Below are 26,652 nucleotides of genomic sequence, written 5' to 3'. Positions count from 1 at the left end.
CCTATTTATTTAGAGAAACTAATTGATCAACTATCCATTTGGTAGCTCTGCAATCTTCTTCATTATACTTAAAAATTCTTTCTAAAGATTCCTTATCACCTTTTAAGTATAATCGATATTCTAAAATGACAGCAAATCCATTAAGTTCAGTATTCCATTGATAACCAAAATACTTACTTATATCTTTTAAAGAATAGGAAACAACCGGCAGTGTATAATTTTTACTTATTACTTCATATAAGTCTAAAGAATTTGCGATTATTTTGTTGATTTTTTTCCTAAATTCAGGATATCTATTACCTATCTTTTCTAGGGCTATAATATCACTTTTGTCATAATGTAAAAGCGTTTTATTCTTAGAAGATAAATAAGATATCATAACTTTAACAACTTTTGCTTCGTTGTTGCCTAGAAAAAAAGGAATATATTTGTCATTTTCTAAAAATCCAAATAAAAAATCTTTTCTCATGTAACTTTCTACATCAAAGACTATATAATCTTCTGGAAAATCAAATTTTTCTAGAGATATAATCTTATCTTCTAACAAAGATTTAAGATTGTAAAGGGGTTTTCTAAATTTTCGATCCATCTTTTCTATCTGATTAGTCTTTACTATTAATACGGGATCCAATTCCATCGATTTTAGCTCTTTAATTAGATTCTGACTGAAATTAGGAACTACAGATAAATCACCCTCTTCTAAAAATTCAAGGTGACATGCTTTTTTAATTTTACAAAACTTACAATGTGATCCATGTGATTTAGATGCCTTTTTAAGATTGTTAAAGTCTTTTTTTATCCATTTTTCTCTTAAAATAATATCACTTGGCGTTACTTCATAACTTGCATTAGATGTCTCCAAAACTATCCTTTTTATAGGAATATTTTTTTCTTCAAAATACCTATATACTGCATATATATGTAGCCAATAAGTTTTTTTGAAATTATTACCTAATCTGCTTATTTTGACAACATCATCATTTATACTCTCATAATTTGCTTGAACATCTATTTCTTCAATATTCACATTAAAATAGATTCCTTGCCTCTTATAAGTAGGTACAAAGTATCCACAATTTTTAAAATTTTCATAGTACAGTAAATCCATTATTCTATGCACACCTTATCTTTCTATTCATATAAAATTGTTATAATTGAAATTTATTTTTACCCTTTGTATAATTTTTCAATATCACCGATCTCATAAAAAAGCATTGCTAAATTTTTTAAAAAACCTAGTCTGTTTAATCTAATTGCTTCGTCTTCTGACATAACGAAAACATGATCAAAATATCTATCTATATTTTCTTTCAAAGAAAGAAGCGTTTCTATTGCTCCTGAATAATCTAATTTTTTTATATGTTCTTCAAAACGAGATTTCACATCAAGGTATTTTTGAAATAATATTTTTTCTTCTTCCTCTATAAATAGTCTTCCTTGATAGTTTAAACTATTATGGTTTTTTGAAATATTATTAACCCTTTGGAATGCTATTAAAAAGTCTTGGAATTCTTCTTTCTTTAAAAATTCATCTAACGCCTTAGCAGATAAATAAGCTCTAAGAGGTTTATATGAATTTATTAATACTGCATTTATTGCCTCTTTAGAAATATCTTCTTTTTCAAGTATTGTAGCCAATCTATGATCTACAAAATCTTTTAAAACTTCTTCTTTCCCCTTTAAAGATACGTCTTGTCTGTTAGTTTCTAAATACGTTTGCTGAGCAATATTAAACAAATTATTAAGATCGAGATCCCATTCAAGAGATATCAATATTCTCAATATTCCAAAAGTCTTTCTTCTTAATCCAAAAGGATCTTTTGAGCCGGTAGGTATTTTGTTTATACCAAAATAACCAACTAAATCATCGAGTCTATCTGATAAGGATACAATATTTGATATAAGATTTGTTGAAATTTCATCATTTTCTGAAATTGGTTTATAGTGTTCTTCAGCTGTTATATATACATCTTCTTCTTCACCTTTATGCTGGAGATATATCCTTCCCATTACTCCTTGAAGTTCTGGAAATTCATATACAACCTTTGATGGAATATCAATTTTACACAATAACCCGGCTCTTTTAACCGTACTTAGATTTTTAAAATTTAACATCTGGGCTATTTTCTCTGAAATCCTTGAAATACGCTCTACTTTATCCCGGTAGCTTCCAAGTTCTCTTTGATATGTAATTTCAGAAAGCTCTGTCAACCTTTCTTCAATGTCTACTTTCAAGTCGTCCTCAAAATAGAAAGCTGCATCATCTAATCTCGCATTAATAACCCTAGTGTATCCATTTATAACGTTTTGTTCCCTTCCAAAACCATCTTGGAAAGATATAAATATATTTAATAACTTTCCGTTTTTGAATGCCACAAAACTTCTTTGATGATGCTTTATAGTAACTGTTACAATTTCTGGAGGTAAGAACAAATTTTTTTCGTTAAAACTTCCTAAGACTGCTGTTGGAAACTCTGTCATTTTTGCAATTTCTTCTACCAGATCTTTGTGTTGTTGAATAAATATGGTAATTTTATTCTCTTTTTCTAACCTTTCTATTTCTTTTTTTATTTGTTGGATTCTTTCTTCATAAAAAGGGATTACATTTTGGTTTCTAAGCTGATCAAAAAAATTATCTATGCGATTTACAACGATTTTTTCACCGAAGAATCTGTGACCATAACTTATATTCGACGATTTTTTGCCAAATATCTCGAAAGAGAGTATTTCGCCATTGTATAGACCTAATATCCAATGAACTGGTCTAACAAAGGAAAATTCTCCCGTTCCCCATCTCATCGGTTTTTTAAATGTCATTTTTGTAATAACTTCAGGAATTATGTTTTCTAAGACTTTTTTAGTAGATTCACCTTTTTTAACAAGCTCTGCGTATGCGTAATCTGAACCATTAAAATCTTTGAATCTTATCTCTTCTAAGGGTACCCCAACACTTTTCGCAAAACCTTCCAGAGCTTTTGTAGATTGATTTTGTTCGTTAAAACAAATGCTTTTGGGTGGACCCTTTCTCTCCTCCTTTTGGTCTGGCTGTTTTAAAGGTAAACCTTCTATGTATACCCCAAATCTTCTTGGAGTTATAAAAATCTCCAATTTATCAAAAGTGATATTGCTCTTCTTTAAAGATTCTCTAAGATTTGAGTCAAGTTGTTCATTTATATTATCAAATTCAGTCGGCGGAAGATCCTCAACACCTATTTCAAATAAAGCTTTATTCAAAATCGACAACCTCCATATTTAAACTTTCAAGATAAAAATTAGCACATCTCTTCGCCATATCTCTTATATCTAAAATATATTTTTGTCGTTCATTCACCCCTATAGCATTTCGTGCATCTAATAGGTTAAAAACATGTGCGCATTTTATCATATAATCATAAGCAGGTAGATATAAATTGCAATTCAAAAGATTGCTGAATTCTTTTTTATATAGAGCATACAGAGTTTTAAGCATTTCTGTATCGGCTATTTCAAAATTATAGTACGAAAATTGTTTTTCATTTTCTTTGTATAATTCCTTATATTTGACATTTGCATTCCATTTAGTTTCATAAACATTATCTAAACCTTGTAAGTACATTGCTATTCTTTCAATACCATAAGTAATTTCCACAGGTATGTACCCTAAGGGAATTCCTCCCATTTGCTGAAAATAAGTAAATTGGGTTATTTCCATACCATCAAGCCATACTTCCCATCCAACACCCCAAGCCCCCAAAGTTGGTGATTCCCAGTTATCTTCCACAAATCTTACATCGTGTTCTCTAGGATCTATCCCCAAAACTCCTAAAGAATCAAGATAAATATTTTGAACATCTTCGGGAGAAGGTTTCAAAATTACTTGATATTGATAAAATCTTTGCATTCTATTTGGATTTTCTCCATATCTTCCATCAGTCGGTCTTCTACAAGGCTGAGCATATGCAACACGCCATATATTGTTGCCTAAAGACTTAAAAAAAGTAGAGGGGCTGTATGTACCTGCCCCCATCTCTAAATCATAAGGTTGATCTATGATACAATCTAATTCTGACCAAAACTTTTCTAAAGTCATGATCACATCTTGAATGAACAATTTTATTATGCCTCCATTATTCTACAGATATTAAAAGTGGATAATGTTTTTGACCACCATCATGTATTTCTATTTCAATGTTGGGATATTTTTTCGTTAAATTTTTAACGATTTCATCTATTTTTTCTTTATTGGCACCTTCTCCATAGATAATGGTAACAATTTGATATCCTTTTTTTATCAATTCTTCAAGTATTTTTTCTGTTTCCTTGTATACATTCTTACTATGTGCTTTTAAATCTTTACCAACAAATATTAAGTATTCGCCTTTTTTTATTTTTTCACCATCGATTTGAGAATCCCTTATGGCATATGTGACATTTATAGGCACTATAGATTTAACGTAACTCATCATAGACTCCACTAACTCTTCCTCTTCAAGATTATCATCAAATCCAAGCATGGCACTTATTCCTTCTTGAACATGCTTTGTAGGAATTACTACTATTTTCTTATCTGTAAGTTCAGAAACTTTCTCAGCAGTCATAATAACGTTTGGATTATTTGGGAGTATTATAACTTTCTTATGTGGAAGTCTATTCACTGCATCAGCAATATCTTTAACACTTGGATTAACTGTTTGACCCCCTGCTACAATTTCATTTACCCCCAAACTCTTGAAGATTTGAGTTATACCTTTCCCTGGTGAAACCGCGACTACTCCCCAGTTCTTATTGTTTGAATTAATGTATTCCCCAACTAATGCATGTTCTATTTTCTCCGAAGAAGCTTGTAACTCTTTTTGTTCTTCCAAAACGTGTGTATGTTGACTTTTCATGTTGTCAACTTTAACTTTCATCAACTCACCATATTCTAGAACCTTTTCGAAAACAGCTCCTGGACGATTAGTATGTATATGGAATTTTAACATATCATCCTGATTGACTAAGACTATTGAATCACCTATACTTTCAAGAAAGGCTCTGATGCTCTCCGAATCACTTTTCTTTATCGGGGGTTTGTAAAATTTCACAATTCCCTCGGTACAATATTGGAATGTTAACTCCTCATAAGCAATCCTCGCTATTTGTTCAGGAGTTGCTTCTTCTAAAAATTTCAAGTCTACTTCTACATCTCCGTGGATAGCATCTCTCATACCTTTAAAGATATAAGCAAGTCCCTTAGCTCCCGCATCTACTACATTTGCGTCTCTTAATTTTTTTAAGTATTTTGGAGTTTCTTTAACAATTTCAAAAGAATAGGCTACAATTGCATCGAATAACTTTAGAAAATCTTCTTCATCTGCCATTGTCTCTTGCAACTTTTCTGTAAGCCTTCTAATCAAGGTTAGCATAGTTCCTTCAACTGGTTTCATGACGGCATTATACGCTCTTTCTTTTGCACTATTCAATGCCTTTAAAAAATCTTGGGTTGTAACTCTTTTCTTCCTTTCTAAAACTTCTGTTATTCCTCTAAAAATCTGTGACAAAATAACTCCCGAATTACCGCGTGCGCCCAGAAGCAATCCTTTTCTAAGCGCTTCCATCATTTCTTTCATGTCGTTTTTATTTTCAACCGCATCCATCCACTTACAAGCCTCAAGCATGCCTGCTAACATATTGCTTCCTGTATCTCCATCAGGTACAGGAAAAACGTTCAACACATTAATTTCATCTTTATGCCTTGCTAATTCTTCGGTTCCTTTTTTTATAGCAAGGTATATATCTTTAGCATATAAATATTTTTTCATTTCCATACACCTTTTTTAGCATTTTAGACCGGAGACGTTCACGTTCACCTTTAAATTTTCGATGTTTAACATTGTCTTAACCCTGTGATGAACGTTTTCCTGGATGTTTTGAGCGACTTTTTTTATAGGTAAACCATATTCAAGAATCAAGTATAAATCAACAATTAGATTTTCTTCATCTTCAGAAACATTTATCCCTTTTTCTTCACTTTTTCCTAGTATTTTGTCAAAGAAACCTGATTTTCCGTACATTTCTACGGCACCATAAGATTCGACTACTGCTTTATAAACCAACTCTCTTATAACATCATTCTTGATGTCAATTGTCCCATATTCTGTTTCTATTAACATAAAATTCACCTCCGTAGTTTTGGCTTTATGTAAGACCACTCAAAACCCCTGATAAATAACCTACGACCGCGTGGTAATCTCCACTCTTTTCTCCACTAGTAATATGTTCAACTATCTCCACTTTTGTAAATCCAACACTTATAGCAGTGGCAACAGTTCCAAATCCGCACATTGATATATTATATCGCCGAATAGAGTCATACATTGCTTCCAGATCTAAATTTTTAATTGCTTCAATTATTTTATTGTCTTTTTCTATCGTTTTTTCATGACTTTCATAATGGTTCATATCAGTAGAAGCAACTATTAAATCTCCTTCTTCTATTATCTCTCTTATAATCTTTCCAAGCCTTTTGGCAGTCTTAAGACTTTGATCCATCAAACATATAGGGACTATTTGAAAATCATTATTTAAAATATACTGAAGAAAAGGCAATTGAACTTCTAAAGAATGTTCTCTAAAATGAGCAATTTCATCGTTAGGTTGATTTATTTTTTCAATTAAATATTTTGACGTTTTATCATCTACTTCTATCAACCCTAGTGGCGTTTTCCAACTCCCTTTCTCATAAATTGATATAGGAGATCCTAATCCTGTATGATTAGGACCAATTAAAAAAACTCGATTAGCTTTGCCTTCTTGAAATACTTTTTTATAGGCTTTTGCAGCTGTTGCTCCAGAATAAACATAACCTGCATGTGGAACTATCACTCCACTGGGCGGCATCAATTTATTTAATTCAGGAGCATATTCTTCTCCAAAAAAATCCGCAAGCATCATTTTTAATCGTTCTGGATTCGAAGGATAAAAAGCCCCGCAAACTACCGGTTCCCTTACCATTATTAGGCCTCCTTAAATTTAAACTCGGATTAAAAATGATCACCAAAATCTGGTTGATTTAACGCTTCCGCTCTTATTATTATTATCAAATCATACATACTCTCTGTTGTCTCATAGGTAGAAAAAAGTTTCCCTAACACCGGAATGTCTTTTAGAATCGGGATACCTTTTTCCTTTTTTACTGAACTTATAAAATTTAAACCTCCAATTTTTATGAATCCCCCACTTGGAATTATAAAATTACTTTTTATACTTCTTTCGTCTATAATGTTTTTTTGTTCATTTTTTAGTTCACTTATACTAATTTCTAAATGAGTATTAACCATTTTTGTTATTGTATCATAAGTACCGTTTACATCCATTTTGAAACCTGATTCTATTTTAGAATAAATCTTTCCCTCTTCATCAAACACAGGAACAGATATGACGGATCTTATTGTCGCTGTATCTCCCTCATTTACATAAACTTCGGGCTTTGAAACTAAAAAAGCCTTATCTTTATTATTATTAATTATACCATCAATTCCAAAATTTTGCTTAGTTAGGAAATAAAGTTCCTCTATTGAGAATTTTTCTATATTTTGTCCTGAAAATACAAAAATTTCAAATTTTAATAATTTTCCTTTTTCAAAAAATCTAATAGTATTTTCATCTACATAATGATAATTTATACCTTGAGACAATAAATAAGGCATTAACGTTTCCATCTTTAAATCAAAATTATTTACTATAATTTTTTTGTTTTGATTGAAATCATAGATAATATTAATTTTTTCAGTTTTTGCAACGTAAGAAAGCAAATCTTTTAAATAAATTTCTCCATATAATTCATTGCCGCTTACCGCATTTTTGATATCTTTTATCAAATCACTTTTATCTTCTTCATACTCTAAAATGTATATTGATTTATCATCAAGATTCTCTAGTTTTGAATAGTTTATTTTTTCACTCAGTAGTATTTTATCAAAAATTGGTGAATTTTTAGCATTTATAACAGCAAGTTCTTTTCTTATAGTAGTTACAGGAATTTGAACATCATTTTCATTTTCAGAAAATGATACATTTATTAATTTATTTATTTCTTCAGAAATTTTTAAAGATAACTCATTACCCAAAAGAAAATAATTATTTTTATCTAATGTATATACTTTAACGCTTGTTACTTGGCTTAGAAATGAAAGATCGTAGTTAGAATTCAGCACAATATACTTTTCAGAAATTCTATTTTCATTGTCTTCTTCTTCTAATTCTAATTCATTAACTATCCCCTTAGGTATTTTATTCAAGAAATCAACTAATTCATTGATCTTTTCGGTTTCGTTTATATCTGCTAGAACCGCATAGTATTTGCCCTCAAACCCAACCACTCGACAATCAAATAGTTGTTTCAATAGTGACAAATCGTATTCCGATTCAAAAAAGAATAGCTGAGTATCATTTTTGACTTCTGTATTACTAACTTTTCCATGATCATCATCTTTCTCAAGAAATTTTATTTCACTTTTTTCTCCCTGATTTTTTAAATTGCTTTCTATAAAAATTGGTAATTCATTTTCAAACACTTTAGAATTTTTCCCAATAAAAACCGTATTCTCATCATAAAAAACAGCGTTTAAAGAATAAATCTCTTCTAAAATTCTTAAAAAGTACTCTAAATGTAGTTGAGTAGTGTTAACAGAAAATTCGACATCGGGTATCTCGCTTGTCTTTATCCAATGCCAACCAGCATAATCAAAAATTAATCCTATCGCATCTGTTAATCTCAATTTTTTAAAACTTACTTTTTGGAATGTATATGGCTCATATCCATAAAAAAATATAGAATCTTCTTTAATGTCTATATTAGTTATAGGATATAACAATTTAATCACCATGACATTTTTGGAAGTTGAAACTTCTTTAATCGGGCCTTTTACTATTTCATAAGCAGCATCTTCAAAAATATCTTCTTCAAATATAAACTTATAAACTGTTTTTGAGTCGTTAAAAGTATAATTGAACTTTTTATTTGTTTCCAAAAATATCACATTTGCATTTTGCTGAGGCTCATAATCCAAATAAATACAGAAAACATACGACGTAAAAAAAATAAAAATAATTCCAATAAGTAACTTTTCTTTTGTTTTCATTTGTGTTTTCACACCTACCTAATTTTAGAAATTGTGTTTGATAAGATACGCCTTATTAATTCAAAGTTTTATAGAATTACTTTTTATTTTTATATCGTAACAAAAGAAGTAAGGAAAGATGATTCCAATAATCCTTTTAATCAAATCCATGTTTTAATTAAACCTACGGTCTTAGGCGAGTGTGTTCCCCTGTAATCATTGTTTTATATGACTAGAGAAAGAAAATTAGAATAGCTTTTAAAAAAGTGCTTGAAATTCATTTTGCTGAGTAAATATAAGTATCCCATCTTCGAAGATTTCTAAAATTATATCTTCTCCTAACTTTTCTCCAACGGAAAGTTTCATTAAAGAGTCAAAAAAATAAATAAAAGCATTTGATCCACCATTCAAACCTTCATATAATCCCGCAAATTCTACACCTGGTTTTTCGTATCTGGGAAGATCTTCCTTGTTGTTCCACAATTCATTAAATTCTATTGTTAAAGATGATAAAGGATTAAAATCATAATGGAATTTAGGTTCATTAGGTTCAAAATTAGAATTACTTACATAACTAAATTTTGGAGGGGAAAAAATCACGGAAAGGTTAAACGTATTGGTTAAGTTTAAAAAATCAAAATCTTCCCTTTTTAAAGTCAAATGTTCGATCAACAATTGCACATTAAAAATCCCATACAACTCTTCTTGTATTTGTGATGAATAAAAAACTTTCTCCAAGTTCTCACTAGTGGAAAGCTTAAAAAAATCGTTTTCAGATAATTTCAATTCATAATTTTTCACAAAAATAAAGGTTGTAAGTATAAGAACAAAAATTATTGCATACTGTTTAATTTTTATCACCTATTATTTTATTGATTTATCTGAAGAATTACATAATATTCCTCATTCATTTTAAATTTGCTTATCTCTAAAATTTCATATTTTGAAACGATTTTCTCGGTAGGATCTAGAAAAGTGGAGACTTTAGCTTTTATACCACTAGAATAAGAATAATCAAATTCAATGAGATAAAGATTATTATCTATTAAAAACTCGAAAAATTCTTTTATTTCTTTTCTTTGCTGGTCTACACGCTGAATATAGCTGTTGTATTGAGTTTCATAATATTGTTGTTGAAGTTGAAAAGAGTGATAAGTTCGATATTTATTGTAAACTTCAATGATCAAGAGTATTGAGAAAAAAATTATCAACATCATAAATGCATATTTAAGCCACTTTCTTAAATTAGATTCTATAAAGAACATTCTTTGAATCCTCCAAAGATTCTATCGCCAAAGATTTTAATTCATCATCGCTTAAAATAATATTAGCTTCTTGGTCCACAATAATTCCAGAAAAACAATATTCATGATTTCTAATAAACTCATAATTATAAAAACTAGTCTTTACAACATACTTCCCCTCTTTTAAAGTCATCACTTTTTTTAAAATTAGCGCCTGTACAGGGAAAAACAGATCTACAAAAAATGAATATTTATATTTTTTGTAATCTTTCATTGATAGCACATAATAATAAACTACATCTGACACAAATATTTTTTTAAAAAATATCTGCTTTTTAGTTATTTCCTCAAAATATGTTTTTCTGAATTGAAATTCATTCGGAAAAGGTTTTATGAATGAATCAATATGATCTATAACAACTTTTTTTCTATTATAATTCAGTTTTATCATTTTATAACCTCCGACATATTGTTTCGGCTTAATTATGGAAGTGTAAGAGCACCTGTTACAGGCACAACATTAAATATGGGCCTTCCTTCGCTATTTACAATTCTTCCTCCCCTTCCTACTATATTTCCAAAACTCCAAAATAGATTTTTATTTTCATTTGAATTTGATTCAATTCTATACCTTATGTCATTTGTAATAAACTTAACCTTTCCCTGTATTATTTGAGTAGAAAATATCCCATTGAGGCTATTTTCGCCGTAGTGTATTGAGGCACTCCTTGTTTTATAAACCACTTCTGAGGCTATAAATTTCTCAGTTAGGTCATGAAATAATTGCTGAATAGGATAAACAACCAAATAACCAATTATTCCGAAAAAAATTATTTCAATAAACAGATACACCATAACTTCCATAAGCAAAAATCCTTCATTTGAGGATCTACTTACTTTAAATTTCAAAACTCATCCCTCCTAGATAAACATTAGAGTAAATCTCAAAAGCTAAACTAACAACAATTAAAGACAAGAAAATTATTAAAATTGGTTCTAACATTTTTAGTAATTTTTCAGAGGCATTTTTAAATGAAGAATAATAAAATTTTTCTAAAAAATCAAATACCTCCTTGTAATCTCCTTTCCATTTGGAGATACTCATAGTTAAAGAAAATTCTTTTATATCTTTTATTTTAGAAAATACTTCATTAATATCTTTTCCTTCTTCTAAATCAATTGAAACTGTTAAAAACTTAGAGAGTATATATTGAGATTTAGTATTAGACAATACCGTATCAAGTGAATTATAAATAGTCAAACCACTTTTTATTAAAAGATTGATTTCTCTTGTAAACGTAAAAAGTATGTAGTTTTTATATAAGTATTTTAGTATCGGTATCCTAGTCCATATTATATCGTTATTTTTTCCCAAGATTAAAATTATCAACCCAACTAAAAAACTTATCAACATAAACGTTAATAAATATGTTGATAAGTTTAGATTTATTTCATAACCTAGCAAAGTTGAGAATTCAGGAATGATGAAAAATTTTAATAGTACCAAAATTATCATTATAGAAGAAAAAACTAAGAAAGGATAAATTATTGATTTTTCAACGCTTTCTCTAGATAGTTTTACATTCTCATAATAATCTTTAAGATTTGCAAGATTTTTCCTTAAGGCATATGTTGTTTTGGATATACTTAATATGTACTTAAAATATTCATCAAGTTCATAAAAATCAAAGGAAGTTTCGTAATCTAAACCTTTTCTCACCATAAAATAACTTTTAAACAATACCCCTCTTATGAACTTATCAACTTGGTCGTTGAAAACTAAAAAACTTAATCCATCAAACAACGTTAAACCGGAGCTTATAAGTAAATATAGGTTATCAACAATTACTTTCATTTTATCAACATTGAACTTTTTTGTTGAAAAATAAAAGTTATCAACACGAATGTTGATAACTTTTACTTCTAAACTTTCTAAAAGTTCGTGTATTTCTTCTTCTTCGTTTAAAAGTAGATAACATGGATATTGCTTATTCAAATAAGAGTCATATAACTCAACTTTAAAAAGTTTTTTCATTCTTTTCCTCAAGTTTTAATATTTTTACGTTGTTCGTTTTTGTGAGTGTTTCGAGACAAATATCATAAAAATATTTACTTCTCATAACTTGAACAGTTTTATAGGTTCTTTGAATCGTTGAGTGTCTGTAATAATCATAATCTAGATCATAAATATCTATATCTTCGTAATCTAGTTGTAAAAGAGAATAACATGGCGTTCTCGATAGGGAGGAGGTATTGTACCACCAATCAAATGGAGGTCTTACGCCGGGGAAAAGCGTGGAATAAAAGTAAGCGTCCTCCAAAGTCTCAACTTTTTTTAATCCTATCTCTTCGGTTTTTAAATTTATCATTTCAATTTCTAGATTAAAATCTATCCAACTTTTGTCCTTGATTTCATAATTAAAATCACCAAAATTTTTTGAAAGTTGAATACAATTCCTAATATTTCCTATAAAAAAATAATCTTTATCGATTTTGTTTAGAAATGGGGTTATCTTACAAAGAATCTCATTTAGAAGTGAAATCTTTCCAAGTTTATAACAACTTAAACAAAACCCCGTTAATCCATTTGTAATAACTCTATCATACTTAGATAAATCTAAATCTTTGAGATTTTCTGCGGCTTTGACACCATTCCATCCAAAACCACCTGTAACTAATATCATACCAATTTCTCCAATATTTCTTCTTTTCTATCTACTACTGAGTTCCTTCCTAACTCTATAAGTTCTTCAGTTTGGGTGAAATCTAAAGTGTTGAAGTTTTGAGTTGGTAATTCTATAATAATATCCGCTTCTTTTTCTGTGATATTTTGCAAAATATTTTCTCTTACACCATCTATCCGGTCAAATGCATCTGCAGCATTTTTCACTTCGTTATAGTTAATTTTTTTTGATAGGAGTTTTAGCCCAACAATTTTATCTGCTCCTAACCTTTTGGTTGTTCTTATTGGTAGAATTTCTAACACTCCACCATCTGTATATTTTACACCATCAATCTTAACAGGTCTAAAAACTCCCGGGATTGCCATACTTGCTTTTACTGCAGGCAAAACTTCTCCTTCCGTAAATACTTTTAACTCTCCATTTCCAATATTCACAGCAGTACACGCAAACTTTATAGCCAAATCTTCAAACTTCAATCCTTTTAAGATAGCTTTTAAAACCCAAAAATAAATAAAAGACGGTAAACTAGCTGGCAATAAATTAGCCCCAAAGCATCTAATAAAAGGTTTTATCTCTTTTGAAGATGGCACTTTTTTTATTAAAGTCATCTTTTGCAATTTTAAAGCGTATTCATACAATAAATCCGTATTTCCTAAGGCTGCATAACCGACTCCTACTAGAGAGCCTATGCTAGTTCCTACCACCATATCAAACTTTATTCCCATCTTTTCTAATTCCATTAAGGCTCCAACATGTGCAGCACCTTTGGCACCACCGCCTGACAAAGCTAACGCTTGCAAACTTACTCCTCCAAAAAATTAGAAATATTTTTTATTACTTCTTCAACTTTTTTAACTTCCTTGCCTCCAGCCTGGGCAAAGGTTGGGCTTCCTCCACCTCCACCACCCAAGTAGCGAGCAATCCTTTTGGCTATATCTCCGGCATTAAATTTATTAACAAGGTTTTTTGAAACTTTTACTATAAAATTAACACTGTTTTCATTATTTTTGTTAAATAAGATCACTACACCGCTACCTAATCTCTGTAATAAAATATCCGCAGTGTTCGCATGAACATCTTTGTCAACGTTTTCTAAAATAGCAACTACTACTTTTTCATCTTTTACAACTAAAGGATTTTCTAGAAATTTTTCAATCTCCTTTGATGCTAGCTGAGATTGCAATCTTTTAATTTCCTTTTCTTGTTCTTTCATAAGCTTGATTAGTTCATCAACCTTACTTTCAACATTATCTCGTGGAACCTCTAATTTAGAAGATAGAGTATTCACTATTTTCTCCAAATAAGTTGTATATTTTAGGCTTTCCATGCCAGTAATAGCTTCTATCCTTCTTACTCCAGATGAAATAGAATACTCAGAAATAATTTTAAACATACCTATTTCTCCAGTGTTAGAAACGTGAGTACCACCACATAGTTCTCTTGAAAACTCATTTATTTCAACTATCCTTACTGTATCCCCATATTTTTCTTCAAAAAGGGCTATAACATCTAAATCTTTAGCTTCCTCCAAACTTTTTATATGAGTAACTACAGGCAATGCTTTTTGGATTTGTTCGTTAACAAGATTTTCAATTTCTAAGATTTCGTTCAATGTTAAGGGTTCAAAATGAGTAAAATCAAATCTCAACCTTTCGGGTTCCACATATGAACCTGCCTGCTTGATATGACTTCCAACAACTTTTCTTAACGCCGCATGAAGAAGATGTGTGGCAGTATGATTCTTTTCTGTTGCTTTTCTAAGTTTTTCATCAACTATTAGTTTAACTTCATCCCCAACTTTCACATTTCCTCTTTTTATTTTTATAAAATGAGAGATAACTGTCTCACTAATAAATTGAACATCTATAACTTCGGCTTCAAATTGGTCTGTAAAGATCATTCCTTTATCGGCAACCTGTCCGCCTTTTTCTGCATAAAAAGGCGTTTTTAAGAAAAATACTTCTACTTCTTCCCCTTCTTTCGCCTCTTCAACCAACACATTATCCTTTACAATTAGTTTTACTTCCTCAGTACCTTCGAGTCTTTTATAACCTATAAATTCTGTTTGATTTATTTTTTTGGTGACCTCTTTGTAAACTGGTTTGGTCTTATCATATTCAACCGCTCCTGAAGCATATCTTGCTTTTTCTCTCTGAGAATCCATTAATTTATTAAATTCATCTTCATTTACTGTTAATCCTTTTTCTTCCAAAATCTCTTTGGTAATATCTAATGGGAAACCATAAGTATCGTACAGTTCAAACGCTACAGATCCAGGAAGAACTTTGTTATCTCCTAAGGTTTCAATTATCTTGTTTAACCTTTCTACTCCTTTTTCTAATGTTTCAAAAAACTTTTCTTCCTCTATATAGGTGATCTTCTTAATTAATTCTTGTTTTTCAATCAACTCAGGATAAACTTTTCCCATTTTTTCTATAACAGCTCTTAAAATATCCCCTAAGAAAGGTCCTCCTGCCTTTAAAAGAGTTCCATGCCTTACAGCCCTTCTGATCAACCTTCTAAGCACATATCCTCTTCCTTCGTTAGAAGGAAGAATTCCTTCAGAAATTAAAAATGCAATTGCTCTAGCATGATCAGCTATAACTTTTATAGACACATCTTTTTCTTTATCTTTTCCAAATTTTACATTGAACGTATCTTCTATTGCTTCAATGATTTCTTTAAACAAATCTGATTTATAATTATCATAAACTCCCTGAACCATCGCACAAATTCTTTCAAATCCTGCGCCAGTATCTATATTTTTCCGTGGCAAAGGAGATAAATTACCTTCTTCATCTGCATAAAATTCTGTAAATACAATATTCCAAATCTCTACAAACCTGCCACAATCACAGGCGGGAGTACAATTTTTAGGATCCGGACAATTTTTAACATATCCTGTATCATAATAAATCTCTGAACAAGGACCACATGGTCCTGTGGGTCCTGCGGGTCCCCACCAATTTTCTTCCTTTCCGAATCTTAATATTTTATTTTCTGGAACCTTTATTTTATTTTTCCATATATCAAAAGCTTCATCATCAGTTTCATAAACTGATATCCACAGTTTTTCGGGAAACATCTTTAATTCTTGGGTCAAAAACTCCCATGCCCATTCTATGGCCTCTTCTTTAAAATAATCCCCAAAAGAAAAATTCCCAAGCATTTCAAAAAACGTATGGTGCCTAGGAGTACGTCCTACATTTTCTATGTCATTCGTTCTGATACATTTTTGACAGGTAGTAACACGAGGGTAAGTAGGTTCAACCTTGCCCCAAAATATCGGCTTAAATGGAACCATCCCAGCAACTGTAAACAATAACTGTGGATCATTTGGTATTAAAGATGCACTCGGAAGTCTTTTATGACCTTTAGATTCAAAAAAAGACAAGAATTTTTCTCTTATTTCGTCCGAAGTTAGATAGTTCATCTAATCAATTCCTCCTGTTTTATACGTATTTTTAGTGTATATAGAAATTAAATTGCATACTTTTGATGTATGCCTAATATTTAAACCAAAAAAGAAAAGGATAGGCATTTCACTCTACTACTTTTTAACTAGTATTTTTATTACTAAATGATTATATTTATAAAAAAATTTTTAAGTACTTTATGTTTAAAAATCGAGCTACTTAAATATCCAACAAAAAATTCTAAATTGAAAAAGCAAAAAAGTAATAATATAAAATTTCAACAACGAATTAATACGTTACAAGTAAATATGGTTTATCGGTAGATTCCTCTTCATACGAGATATTATTATCGATTTTTTGCAAGTCTTTCCCTGAAAGTTCTTCTCCCGTATATTCTATTTTAATCTCTCTTGATGCGCCTGGAGTTATTTGTATATTCTCAGGCTTTGTACTTAAATAATTTTCATTAACTAAAGTGTCAATAGTTAAACCTGTTAAGCTTTTATTATAAAGCGAATAATTCAATACAGCAATTTCCACATTTCTCATATCTGTTACAACTTTTGTAGCCTTTGCTTGAGTAGTGATTCCCTTAACTGATGGGATTGCAATACTAACAAGGATAGCAATAATTCCTAAGACAATTAATACTTCAAGCAACGTAAACCCTTCTTTGAATTTTCGTTCAACCATTTTAACACCATCCTTTTTATATTCCTAATATTGATAAAAGTAGATACCACATAGGAGTAGCTATCAATAAACCATCTATCCTGTCTAACATACCCCCATGTCCTGGAAGAATCTTACTTGAATCTTTAACGTTATAATATCTTTTTATGACTGACTCCATAAGATCTCCAATAGTATCAAATATCCCTACCATTATTGCTAATATTAACATTTGTAAAACATTCATTTTTGACATTAAAGAAAAAAAATGTCCTATAGATTCGAAAATAAACAAATATACAAAAGTAAAAACTATACCTCCAATTAACCCTTCCCAGCTTTTTTTTGGAGAAAAATGTGGAGAAAGTTTATGTTTGCCAAATTTTGATCCTATAAAGAAAGCTCCAGCATCATAAGCCCAAACTGAAGTGAGAGCCATTATAGCTAAGCCTGCTCCATAATTCATTTGAATTAAATAAAAATGCGAAAGGAAAAAAGATACATACAAAAGACTCAATGCAGATGATTCAATAAATCGTTTAGTATATTTTATATCTTTTACAGTTGCCAAAGTTAAAATGACACAAATGACAAATCCTAAAAAGAAAGTCACTTCCGCTTCAAAAGGTAGAATACCACGAGATTCTGCTTCTAAAGCAAAACCGTAAACCAAACTAGAAGCACCTACAATAAAAGTCAAAAGAAATTTAATTAAAGGCTTTTTAAAGTCACTTGTAAACATCTCTATTAACTCAAAAGATGATATCATAACTATAGCTGTTACCAATCCAAGAAGGGTAGGATAGGTTAAAAAGGAAAAAACAACAATAGGACCTAAAATAACTCCTGAAATTGTTCTTTTGGCTAGCTCTTTTTTATTCAAATATGTCACTCCATTTGATTTATATTGGTATGAACAGGTACTCCTCCAAATTTTCTTTCTCGTTTTGAATAGTCCAAAAGTGCATTTAAATAATCTTCACGAGAAAAGTCGGGCCATAACACCTCTGTAAAGTAAAGCTCTGAATAAGCAGATTGCCAAAGAAGAAAATTGCTTAATCGTTGCTCTCCTGCTGTTCTTATAATTAGATCTGGATATGGAACATCTGGTAAATAAAGATTTTTTTGTATGTCGTTAACGGTTATTTCATCTTTAGTGTTTTTCAAGATTTTATTAACTGCATCTACAATTTCTTGCCTCCCACTATAATTAAGTGCAAGAATTACATTTAGGTCTTCTTTTTCTTTACTCATTTCTTGTATTTCTAGGCAAGTTTCGTAAACTTCTTCAGGTAGATTTTGAATCCTACCTATAAATCTTATTTTAACCCCACTATCAATTATTTTTTTGAAATTTACTTGAAAATATCTTATAAAAAGCTCGAACAAAAAATCTACCTCTTCTTTTGGTCTTTTCCAATTTTCTTCTGAAAAAGCATAAAGAGTAATATACTTTATATTAAAATCTTTAGACCATTCTATAACTTTTTCTGCTACAATCGCTCCTTGTTCGTGTCCGTATGTTCTTTCTCTATCATTTTTTAAAGCCCATCTACCATTACCGTCCATGATAATTCCAACGTGTCTGGGTAAATTAATCCCTGCCAGGCTTTCCTTAGAAACTCCCATTTAATATTCCATAATCTCCTTTTCTTTTCTTTCAAATATTTTTTCTGCTTCTTCTTCCATACTTTTTAAAACTTCTTGAATTTCTTCTTCAATCTTTTTAGCCTCATCTTCACTTAATTTGGAATTGTTTTTGTCCTCTCTTACCTTTCTTATATCTTCTCTTCTAATATTTCTTAATGCAATTTTTGTCTCCTCCAACATTTCTTTAGTGAGTCTCACTAATTTTTTTCTATCTTCTACAGTTGGAGAGGGAAATTTTACTCTTATTACATTTCCATCATTGATTGCATTAAATCCGAAATTTGAGGCATTTATAGCTTTTTCTATGGCTTCAAGCATCTTTTTATCCCAAGGACTAATGATAACGGTCCTATCCTCACCTATACTCAAATTGGCAACCTGATTTATAGGTGTTGGAGTTCCATAGTAGTTCACTTTTATATCCTCAAAAAAAGCTGTTGAAGGTCGACCAGTTCTCACTTTTTTCAACTCTTCTTCAAAATGTACCACTACTTTCTTCATCTTTTCTTCAGTTTGTTTAGCATAAACACTTTTCCTAGCCACAATTTCACCTCCACTTGCTGAGAAAATAACAAACTTCTTTTCACAAATTCATCAGATAGAATGTAGTATAATTGACTTGATTACATTTATTAGAATCAAAATTTATTATATCACATTGTACTAATTTTTTTATCCCAATTTGAAGGAGGGTGTAATATTTTATGAAAAAAAGTTATTTCATCCTGTTCATTTTGTTTATTTCTTTAACTCTATTTTCTATTGATACGAAAGTATTAGAGAAAAACATCAGTAGCTTACATAATAATTACTTAGACATAGAATTCTTTACTGATGGTGAAAACTCTGGGTTTCTAAAGTCTGTGAAATCTACTAGCTACGACGAATCGTTTTTTTCGAGCCATAAATTCATGATATCTGGAACCACTTTAAAGAATGAAATACAAGAAATATCAGATAATTCTATTTCTTTTATTTCTTACGATAACGGGATCGAGGTTTCTACTAAATATACATTGGTAATCAGTAATTTAGTTATAACTTCTATTGTAGAAAATAAAACTAACGAACCCAAAAAAATGCAATTCGCTGAAATAATTGATTATTCTGAGACCTTCCCATTCTTTAGCTCTACAAAACTAGAAAATAATTATGTCTTTTTATTGCAGCAAGATTATGGATGCGCTGGATATATTCCACTTGATAAACCATCTTTTGACAGAATCATTCCAGGTAACAAAATGGCTAGTAATGTCTCCCAATTTACACTAAATCCAAATGATAAGATCACCTTTAATAGAATTATAATGGTTGAAAAAAGTTGTGCAGACATAGAGAAAAAGTATTATGAAATGTACGATATAGCCTTTCAAACCGTTAGTACGAACGTTAAGTTAAGCAATGGAAAGTCTTCTGAAGGGATAAGAGTTGTGTTAGAAGATAAAGTGAAAAAAATCAGATCTGTTCAAGTTGTAGATGAAAATGAAATGGCTTCATTTTATATTCCAACGGATGAAGACTACAAAATCAGAGTAGATTTTGGAAATCTTAAAACAGAACCAATAAATGTCTCCTCTTGCAATTACATATTGTTAGATGTACCGGAAAACAACTTTTTCTACCAGCCTTTTTTAACTAATAAAACAGAAAATGGTATAACTATTAATTTCAGAACTTATGTCCCTGCTCGGGTTAAAATTGAAGTATCCCCTGTAAGTAATCCTGACGAAGTATCATATGCATATGACTTGATTCCCTTGGAATATCATCACATCTCCATTCAAGAGTTATTTCCTGATAGTGTATATAACTACAGTATAAAAGTTGAGGATACATACAGCAACTTCTTAGCAACAGAAGAAAAAAGTTTCAAAACCAAACCGTACGATAATGAAATTGACAAGTTTAATTTTCTCGCTTATGGAGATACCCAAATTTATGATGATTTACACTCTTATGTGGTTAACAGAATTATTGAAGATACCCAAGAAATGTTAAACCTTGAATTTGTCATTAAACCTGGTGATCACACTGAAGAAGGGAGTTCCGAAAAAAGTTGGTCTAAATTTTTTGAATCAATGTATCCTCTAAGTTCTCAGATACCTTATTATCCAGCTTTAGGTAATCACGAACGAAACAATGAACTTTACTACAAAGCTTTCTACTTACCAACAGGTGGAGGAGATTATTCAAAGAGATGGTACTCATTTGATTATGGAAACTCACATTTCATAATTTTAGACTCTAACATCCTTGAAAACACACCTTTATTCCAAGAACAAACCAAGTGGCTTGAAAATGATTTGGAAAATAGCAAAGACAAAACCTTTATTTTTGTTGTATTTCATCATCCTTTTTGGACTACAGCAACTGAATATGGCTCTATGAACGAAAATCTTGCAGAAGGCCATTATAACACTAAATATTGGTTGCCTTTGTTCAAAAAATATGGAGTTGATGTGGTTATAAATGGTCATATCCATGCATATGAAAGGCACTATAAGGATGACATAATGTTTATAACAACAGGTGGTGGAGGAGCTAAATTAAATACGAATCATAGCGCGGAACCTTTACCCTGGCATATTAAACACGAACTTGGTAAATTACATTATGTAACTTTTGAAGTTAGAGAAGATACTGTAAAAGTGACTGTTACTGCCGTAGCAGAAGTTGACAATCCACTTTTCCCACATGAGTATAAAGAAATAAAAGAAATAATAGATGAGTTTTATATACATAAAAAAGAAAGGGAAGATTGACATCAATCTTCCCTTCTCTTTCATCTCATCTTTTATAACAAAAAAGAGACTATACTAAACCAGAAAAACCCATGAAAGCCAAAGAAAGCAATCCAACAGTTACCAAAGCCAATGCTGTCCCTTCAAAAGCCTTTGGAACATCATTTAACTGCATTTTTTCTCTTATTGCCGAAAATATTATCAAGGCAAGTGCAAATCCGCATCCTGAACCGAATGAATTGATTAAAGCTTCAATAAAATTATAATTTTCTCTTATATTTAACAATGACATACCTAATATGGCACAATTTGTGGTTATCAAAGGAAGATATATTCCTAATGCCTCGTAAAGTGAGGGACTAGTTTTTTTCAAGAAGAGTTCAACAAACTGTACCAATACAGCTATTATCAGAATAAAAACGATGGTTTGTAAGTATTCTAATCCTAAAAACACCAGTAACTCATTTAAAAACCATGTTATAGCTCCCGAAAGAGTTATAACAAATATTACAGCTAACCCCATTCCTATAGCTGAATCTTTGCTTTTTGATATTCCCAAAAAAGGACATTCACCCAAAAATCTAGATAAGAGAACATTGTTTATCAATGCAGCAGAAATAAAAAGTAAAACTAAATTCATTTCTTAGCACCTGCCTTTTTTTTCTGGTTTTTCTTTGCATTACCTATTGTGTTAAACATAGCAAGTAACATACCTAAAGTAAGAAAAGCCCCAGGTGCTAAAATAAGTAAAGGTATTTTGAAAGTATTTCCCCAAACATTTATTCCCAATATACTCCCGTTTCCTATTAACTCTCTCACTGAACCTACTAAAAAAAGAGCTCCAGTAAACCCTAAACCATTACCAAGTGCGTCAAATATAGAATCTACAACTCCGTTCTTTGAAGCAAAAGCTTCAGCTCTTCCCATAATAATACAATTAACAACTATAAGGGGTATGAAAATGCCTAGAGATTCCCATAATTCAGGAAGAAAACCATGCATTAACAAATCTATAACCGTAACGAAGGAAGCTATAACCACAATATATATAGGAATTCTTACATTTTCTGGAACAATTTTTCTTATCAAAGAAATAACTATGTTTGAGAGTAACAAGGCAAATAGCGTAGCTAATCCCATACCTAACGCATTTTTTGCACTTGTAGTAGTCGCTAAAGTGGGACAAATACCTAAAACTTGAACAAAAGTTGGGTTGTTCTTTATTAAGCCATTAGTAAAATTTTTAATATCGGCCATATTAATAAATCACCCCTTCTTGTTTTAAAAATTCTACAGCCGCATTTATTGAATCAGCAACTGCCCTTGCAGTGATTGTAGCTCCTGTCATAACATCACTTGTTTTAACAATACCCTGTTCTTTGTAACTGTCTAATGCTTCTGCTGGTACCGAAACTCCTGCATCTTTATCAACCTTTATACCAGAAATAAGTCCGGGGAGTGGAATCGAGTAGAACCTTTCCTTAACTTTTTCTTCACCAATTTTTGACCCAAGTCCTGGTGTTTCTTGAGAATAATCTAAAACTTCAATTTTGTTTAATTTGAGTGCGTCATTTTCCTTAACAAAGGAAACTAAACTCTTAACTTCTCCTCCAAATCCTCTACCAGCAATATTTAGAATATATATTTCTTTGCTATCCTCGGTAAATTTGTAGGAAGGAGAATATACTTTTGCACCTTTTGAACTAGTGTACAATACACCATCAGGATTTTCTTTCCAAATGCTTGATTCTAGATCTCGTACATTCGTTGGGATGTTTGAAACAAGATATTCTCCGGTTTTACTATCAATAAGAATCCTGATAATTGCCTGTAAAATTACATTCCAATCAACTTCTTCTTGGGGTTCTATTGGTTCGGGTAAAACTTCTTTTAATTCCGCTTTAAGAACCCCTTCTTGATTCAAAAATTCTACAGCTGCATTTATTGAATCAGCAACTGCCCTCGCAGTGATTGTAGCTCCTGTCATAACATCGCTTGTTTTAACAATACCCTGTTCTTTGTAACTGTCTAATGCTTCTGTTGGTATGTTAACTCTCGCGTCTTTATCGACTCTAATTCCTGAAGTTAGCCCTGTTTGTGGAATATTGAAGAATCTACTTTTTACATTTTCTTCACCAATTTTTGACCCAAGCCCTGGTGTTTCTTGAGAATAATCTAATAACTCAATTTTGTTTAATTTAAGCTCGTTACTTTCTTTGATTAAAGAAATAATACTTTTAACTTCTCCACCAAATCCTAAACCAGAAACAGTTAAAACATATATTTCCTTACCATCTTCTTTAAACATGTAGGATGGCGAATATACTTTAGCACCTTTTGAACTTGTATATAATATCCCATCTGGATTTTCTTTCCAAATAGCTTCATCAAGAGTCTTTTTATCCTTTGGAACATTTGAAATGATCAATGATCCGGACGTAGGATCTTTTAAAACTTCTTCTATAGCTTTTAATGTGTTTGCTATATCTCCTTCTTCTAAATATGGACTTACTAAATTATAAACGATGGATACCAATAAACCTGAAGCTAGCATAAAAACTGCTAATATTAGACCGGTTTTTAAATGTTGTTTCACTTCTTAGCACCTCCTTTAGAAGTGCCATAAATTTTAGGTTTAAGCCAATCATCTATCAATGGAACAAATGCATTCATTATAAGGATTGAAAAAGAAACTCCTTCAGGATAACCTCCAAACAACCTTATTAAAACAGTTAAAACACCTGCACCAAGCCCAAAAACAAATTCCCCCTTCGCTGTCATAGGTGTGGTGACCATATCAGTGGCCATGAAAAGCGCACCCAATATTAATCCCCCTGTCAACAAATGAAATAACGGATTACCAAATTTTATAGGATCAACTAAATAAAGAATAGAGCTAAACACTACAACGGTCCCAATATAAGATAATGGAATCATAACCTTAACCCTATCTCTTATAAGTAAATAGATGAACCCTATAATCAGCGCTAGCGTACATACTTCTCCAATGGAACCGGGGATTTTACCAACAAACATGTCCCAATAACTATAATTTTTTAAAACTTGATCAACACCCTGATCTAATAACATACCTAAAGGTGAAGCAGCGGTCATTATAGTTGGATTTCTATAATAAAATGGTTGATACCAAGTCGTCATAGCAGTAGGAAAGGAAATCATTAAAAAAACCCTCCCTACCAGCGCAGGATTGAAAAAGTTTTGTCCTAATCCTCCAAAAGCATGTTTAGCTATTAATATGGAGACCATTACTCCTATCAAAATTTGCCACCAATTTACTCCCAATGTAAGATTCATGCCTAAAAGTAACCCAGTGACAGAGGCAGAAAAATCTGGCTTAAAATCTTTCTGTTTTCTTATAAATCTTACTGTAATGTATTCTAAACCTTCTGCCAATACCATTGAATAAAGCATAATGAAAAGAGCCCTTAACCCAAAAATCCAAGTTGATGCTATAACAGCTGGAGTTAAAGCAATTAAAACATCTAACATTACTTTTCGTGTAGAATCATTTGTTCTAAAATGGGGAGCAGCGTCGGTACTAAGTCTCAAATCAACCCCTCCTTTTTTGAATTGCCTGAATCACTTTTTTGGTAGTTTGAAAAGATCTAGATAAATCAATGTTCGATGGGCATATGTATGAACATGCACCACACTCTATACAACTTAATATTCCATTTTCTTCAGCCAGATCGTTTCTTCTAGCATCTGAAAGCTTCTTAAGATAATATGGTTGTAAGCCCATTGGGCAAACTTCAACACACGATGCACATCTTATGCAAGGATAAGTACGTCTTTTTAATATTTCTTCTTTAGTTAATACTGTTATAGCATTGTTTCCTTTAAAGGTAGGTAAATCTATGCTTGAGATGGGAATCCCCATCATCGGACCTCCATATAAAATTCTGTCTATTTTGTCTTCTTCAACTATACCCACGTATTTCAAAAGATCTGCAACAGTTGTACCAATTCTAAACCAATAATTACCGGGCCTCTTAACCCCACTGCCACTTATGGTAATCCCTCGTTCAACTAAGGGCTTACCATTTACTACAGCATCATAAATAGCATAAATAGTAGACACATTGAATACCAAAGTTCCAACATCAATGGGTAATCCTCCCTCAGGAACTTCTCGCTTTGTAATAGCTGTTATTAACTGTTTTTCAGCTCCTTGGGGGTACTTCGTTTGCAAAGGCACTAATTTTATTTTTGCGTTATTTCTTACATTATTTCGAATAATTTCAATTGCTTCGGGTTTGTTGTTTTCGATACCAATAAAAATTTTCTTTGGATCTAGTACATAATCTAATATCTCTATACCTTTTATGATTTCGTCGGCTTTTTCTCTCATCATTCGATCATCTATAGTAATGTAAGGTTCGCACTCTGCACCATTAATTATCAAATAATCGACGACTTTGTTATTTGGAACAATCATCTTTATATGAGTTGGAAACATTGCACCGCCTAATCCTACAACGCCTCCATCTTTTACTATTTGAATAATTTCTTCTTTAGAAAATTTTTTAAAATCCTTGTCATGACTTAAATATTCCCATTGATCCTCAGAAGTTCTTTTCACAACAATAGCTTGATCTCTTCTACCAGTTGAAGCGTTTATAACAGATTCAATACCAACTACTTCACCTGTAACCGATGAATGAACGTTAGCAGATATTCCATTTGCAGCTTCGCCTATAAGTTGACCTGTTTTCACAAAATCTCCAACTTTTACTATAGGTTTAGCTGGGGCCCCTACATGATTAGTCATGAAAAGATAAACAACATCAGGCACCGGGAGACTCTGTATTTCTTTGTCTCTAGTGATATCTTTCCTTTGAGGAGGATGAACCCCACCCTTAAACGTAAACGTTGGCACAAAATTACCTCCTTTTTAGTATACTTTTTTAAAAAATAATTGTGAAAAATTTAACTAGAATAATTTTAATATGTGCTGCTTTTATTATAACACCAAAAAGGTACTCTAACAATGCAATCTTTGTGAAAAAATTTTAAATTTTTGTTTGTTAATTACATATTAATGTGATTTTAATATTAAAATAGTATAATAAAAGCGGTGCCTGAGCTACTTGCTTAAGTTTTGTGTTTGTATTTTAGTCTCACAATGTATAAAATTAATTTTT

25 protein-coding genes are annotated in these 26,652 nt (G+C 31.1%); 1 reads left to right on the top strand and 24 read right to left on the bottom strand.

The annotated features are described in order from the left end of the window. Position 1 precedes the first annotated feature (1 nt). The 19 genes from PKN74_RS01320 to frr form a co-directional block, all read right to left on the bottom strand. Entirely contained in the window at positions 2-1,108 is a 1,107-nt protein-coding gene (locus tag PKN74_RS01320; protein WP_472307809.1) for a TM0106 family RecB-like putative nuclease, read from the bottom strand. Between the two features lie 59 nt (positions 1,109-1,167). Further along, positions 1,168-3,234 carry a glycine--tRNA ligase subunit beta gene (gene glyS, locus PKN74_RS01315; protein WP_472307807.1) on the bottom strand — a complete coding sequence of 689 codons (2,067 nt, stop codon included), beginning with the start codon at positions 3,232-3,234 and terminating at the stop codon, positions 1,168-1,170. Then, on the bottom strand, positions 3,227-4,090 hold the full coding sequence (locus PKN74_RS01310) for a glycine--tRNA ligase subunit alpha (protein ID WP_472307805.1): 864 nt from the start codon (positions 4,088-4,090) through the stop codon (positions 3,227-3,229). The genes glyS and PKN74_RS01310 overlap by 8 nt, the downstream gene beginning before the upstream one ends. A 16-nt stretch (positions 4,091-4,106) precedes the next feature. Further along, positions 4,107-5,780, bottom strand: coding sequence for a DAK2 domain-containing protein (locus PKN74_RS01305; RefSeq protein ID WP_472307803.1), 1,674 nt, complete (start codon positions 5,778-5,780; stop codon positions 4,107-4,109). A 15-nt stretch (positions 5,781-5,795) separates the two neighbouring features. Beyond that, positions 5,796-6,131 (bottom strand): Asp23/Gls24 family envelope stress response protein, encoded by a 336-nt coding sequence (locus PKN74_RS01300; protein ID WP_472307801.1) that lies wholly within the window; start codon positions 6,129-6,131, stop codon positions 5,796-5,798. A 25-nt stretch (positions 6,132-6,156) separates the two neighbouring features. Beyond that, positions 6,157-6,972 (bottom strand): AmmeMemoRadiSam system protein B, encoded by an 816-nt coding sequence (gene amrB / locus PKN74_RS01295; RefSeq protein WP_472307799.1) that lies wholly within the window; start codon positions 6,970-6,972, stop codon positions 6,157-6,159. A 29-nt stretch (positions 6,973-7,001) separates the two neighbouring features. Continuing rightward, on the bottom strand, positions 7,002-9,101 hold the full coding sequence (locus tag PKN74_RS01290; RefSeq protein WP_472307797.1) for a hypothetical protein: 2,100 nt from the start codon (positions 9,099-9,101) through the stop codon (positions 7,002-7,004). Between the two features lie 237 nt (positions 9,102-9,338). Further along, the gene (locus tag PKN74_RS01285) at positions 9,339-9,866 is read right to left on the bottom strand and encodes a hypothetical protein (protein WP_472307795.1); all 528 of its coding nucleotides are present in this window, start codon (positions 9,864-9,866) and stop codon (positions 9,339-9,341) included. An 83-nt stretch (positions 9,867-9,949) separates the two neighbouring features. Further along, positions 9,950-10,345, bottom strand: a complete 396-nt coding sequence (locus PKN74_RS01280; protein ID WP_472307793.1) for a hypothetical protein — start codon at positions 10,343-10,345, stop codon at positions 9,950-9,952. Continuing rightward, positions 10,326-10,775, bottom strand: a complete 450-nt coding sequence (locus PKN74_RS01275) for a hypothetical protein (RefSeq protein ID WP_472307791.1) — start codon at positions 10,773-10,775, stop codon at positions 10,326-10,328. The genes PKN74_RS01280 and PKN74_RS01275 overlap by 20 nt, the downstream gene beginning before the upstream one ends. Before the next feature lie 32 nt (positions 10,776-10,807). Then, positions 10,808-11,233 carry a hypothetical protein gene (locus PKN74_RS01270; protein WP_472307789.1) on the bottom strand — a complete coding sequence of 142 codons (426 nt, stop codon included), beginning with the start codon at positions 11,231-11,233 and terminating at the stop codon, positions 10,808-10,810. Then, positions 11,223-12,359, bottom strand: coding sequence for a type II secretion system F family protein (locus tag PKN74_RS01265; protein WP_472307786.1), 1,137 nt, complete (start codon positions 12,357-12,359; stop codon positions 11,223-11,225). The genes PKN74_RS01270 and PKN74_RS01265 overlap by 11 nt, the downstream gene beginning before the upstream one ends. After that, positions 12,343-13,008, bottom strand: coding sequence for a hypothetical protein (locus tag PKN74_RS01260; protein ID WP_472307784.1), 666 nt, complete (start codon positions 13,006-13,008; stop codon positions 12,343-12,345). The genes PKN74_RS01265 and PKN74_RS01260 overlap by 17 nt, the downstream gene beginning before the upstream one ends. Next, complete coding sequence (locus PKN74_RS01255) at positions 13,005-13,808, bottom strand: patatin-like phospholipase family protein (protein WP_472307782.1); 804 nt, start codon at positions 13,806-13,808, stop codon at positions 13,005-13,007. Before PKN74_RS01255 ends, PKN74_RS01260 begins: the two co-directional genes overlap by 4 nt. A 2-nt stretch (positions 13,809-13,810) precedes the next feature. Then, positions 13,811-16,441, bottom strand: a complete 2,631-nt coding sequence (gene alaS, locus PKN74_RS01250; RefSeq protein ID WP_472307780.1) for an alanine--tRNA ligase — start codon at positions 16,439-16,441, stop codon at positions 13,811-13,813. Between the two features lie 271 nt (positions 16,442-16,712). Next, positions 16,713-17,117, bottom strand: a complete 405-nt coding sequence (locus PKN74_RS01245) for a type II secretion system protein (RefSeq protein WP_472307778.1) — start codon at positions 17,115-17,117, stop codon at positions 16,713-16,715. A gap of 16 nt (positions 17,118-17,133) precedes the next feature. Beyond that, complete coding sequence (locus PKN74_RS01240) at positions 17,134-17,979, bottom strand: phosphatidate cytidylyltransferase (RefSeq protein WP_472307776.1); 846 nt, start codon at positions 17,977-17,979, stop codon at positions 17,134-17,136. Between the two features lie 5 nt (positions 17,980-17,984). Then, a complete protein-coding gene (uppS, locus tag PKN74_RS01235) occupies positions 17,985-18,725 on the bottom strand; it encodes a polyprenyl diphosphate synthase (RefSeq protein WP_472307774.1) in 741 nt (246 codons plus the stop codon). Further along, a complete protein-coding gene (frr, locus tag PKN74_RS01230) occupies positions 18,726-19,247 on the bottom strand; it encodes a ribosome recycling factor (RefSeq protein WP_472307887.1) in 522 nt (173 codons plus the stop codon). A 203-nt stretch (positions 19,248-19,450) separates the two neighbouring features. Between frr and PKN74_RS01225 the strand changes: the two genes are divergently transcribed. Continuing rightward, complete coding sequence (locus PKN74_RS01225; protein ID WP_472307772.1) at positions 19,451-21,508, top strand: metallophosphoesterase family protein; 2,058 nt, start codon at positions 19,451-19,453, stop codon at positions 21,506-21,508. 49 nt (positions 21,509-21,557) lie between these two features. Here the strand turns inward: PKN74_RS01225 and rsxA are convergent, their stop codons facing one another. The 5 genes from rsxA to rsxC are packed head-to-tail and all read right to left on the bottom strand — an operon-like array spanning position 21,558 to position 26,387. Continuing rightward, positions 21,558-22,127 (bottom strand): electron transport complex subunit RsxA, encoded by a 570-nt coding sequence (rsxA, locus tag PKN74_RS01220; RefSeq protein ID WP_472307770.1) that lies wholly within the window; start codon positions 22,125-22,127, stop codon positions 21,558-21,560. Continuing rightward, complete coding sequence (rsxE, locus tag PKN74_RS01215; RefSeq protein WP_472307768.1) at positions 22,124-22,744, bottom strand: electron transport complex subunit RsxE; 621 nt, start codon at positions 22,742-22,744, stop codon at positions 22,124-22,126. The genes rsxA and rsxE overlap by 4 nt, the downstream gene beginning before the upstream one ends. A gap of 1 nt (position 22,745) precedes the next feature. Next, positions 22,746-24,083, bottom strand: coding sequence for an FMN-binding protein (locus PKN74_RS01210; protein WP_472307766.1), 1,338 nt, complete (start codon positions 24,081-24,083; stop codon positions 22,746-22,748). Then, positions 24,080-25,057 carry an RnfABCDGE type electron transport complex subunit D gene (locus PKN74_RS01205; RefSeq protein WP_472307764.1) on the bottom strand — a complete coding sequence of 326 codons (978 nt, stop codon included), beginning with the start codon at positions 25,055-25,057 and terminating at the stop codon, positions 24,080-24,082. The genes PKN74_RS01210 and PKN74_RS01205 overlap by 4 nt, the downstream gene beginning before the upstream one ends. A gap of 1 nt (position 25,058) precedes the next feature. After that, positions 25,059-26,387, bottom strand: a complete 1,329-nt coding sequence (gene rsxC / locus PKN74_RS01200; RefSeq protein ID WP_472307762.1) for an electron transport complex subunit RsxC — start codon at positions 26,385-26,387, stop codon at positions 25,059-25,061. Positions 26,388-26,652: the final 265 nt, after the last annotated feature.

Source organism: Defluviitoga sp. (genome assembly GCF_035349255.1).
Classification (GTDB): Bacteria; Thermotogota; Thermotogae; order Petrotogales; family Petrotogaceae; genus Defluviitoga.
The sequence above is the reverse complement of the archived record's forward strand: the minus strand, read 5'-3'. Positions and strand labels throughout refer to the sequence as shown.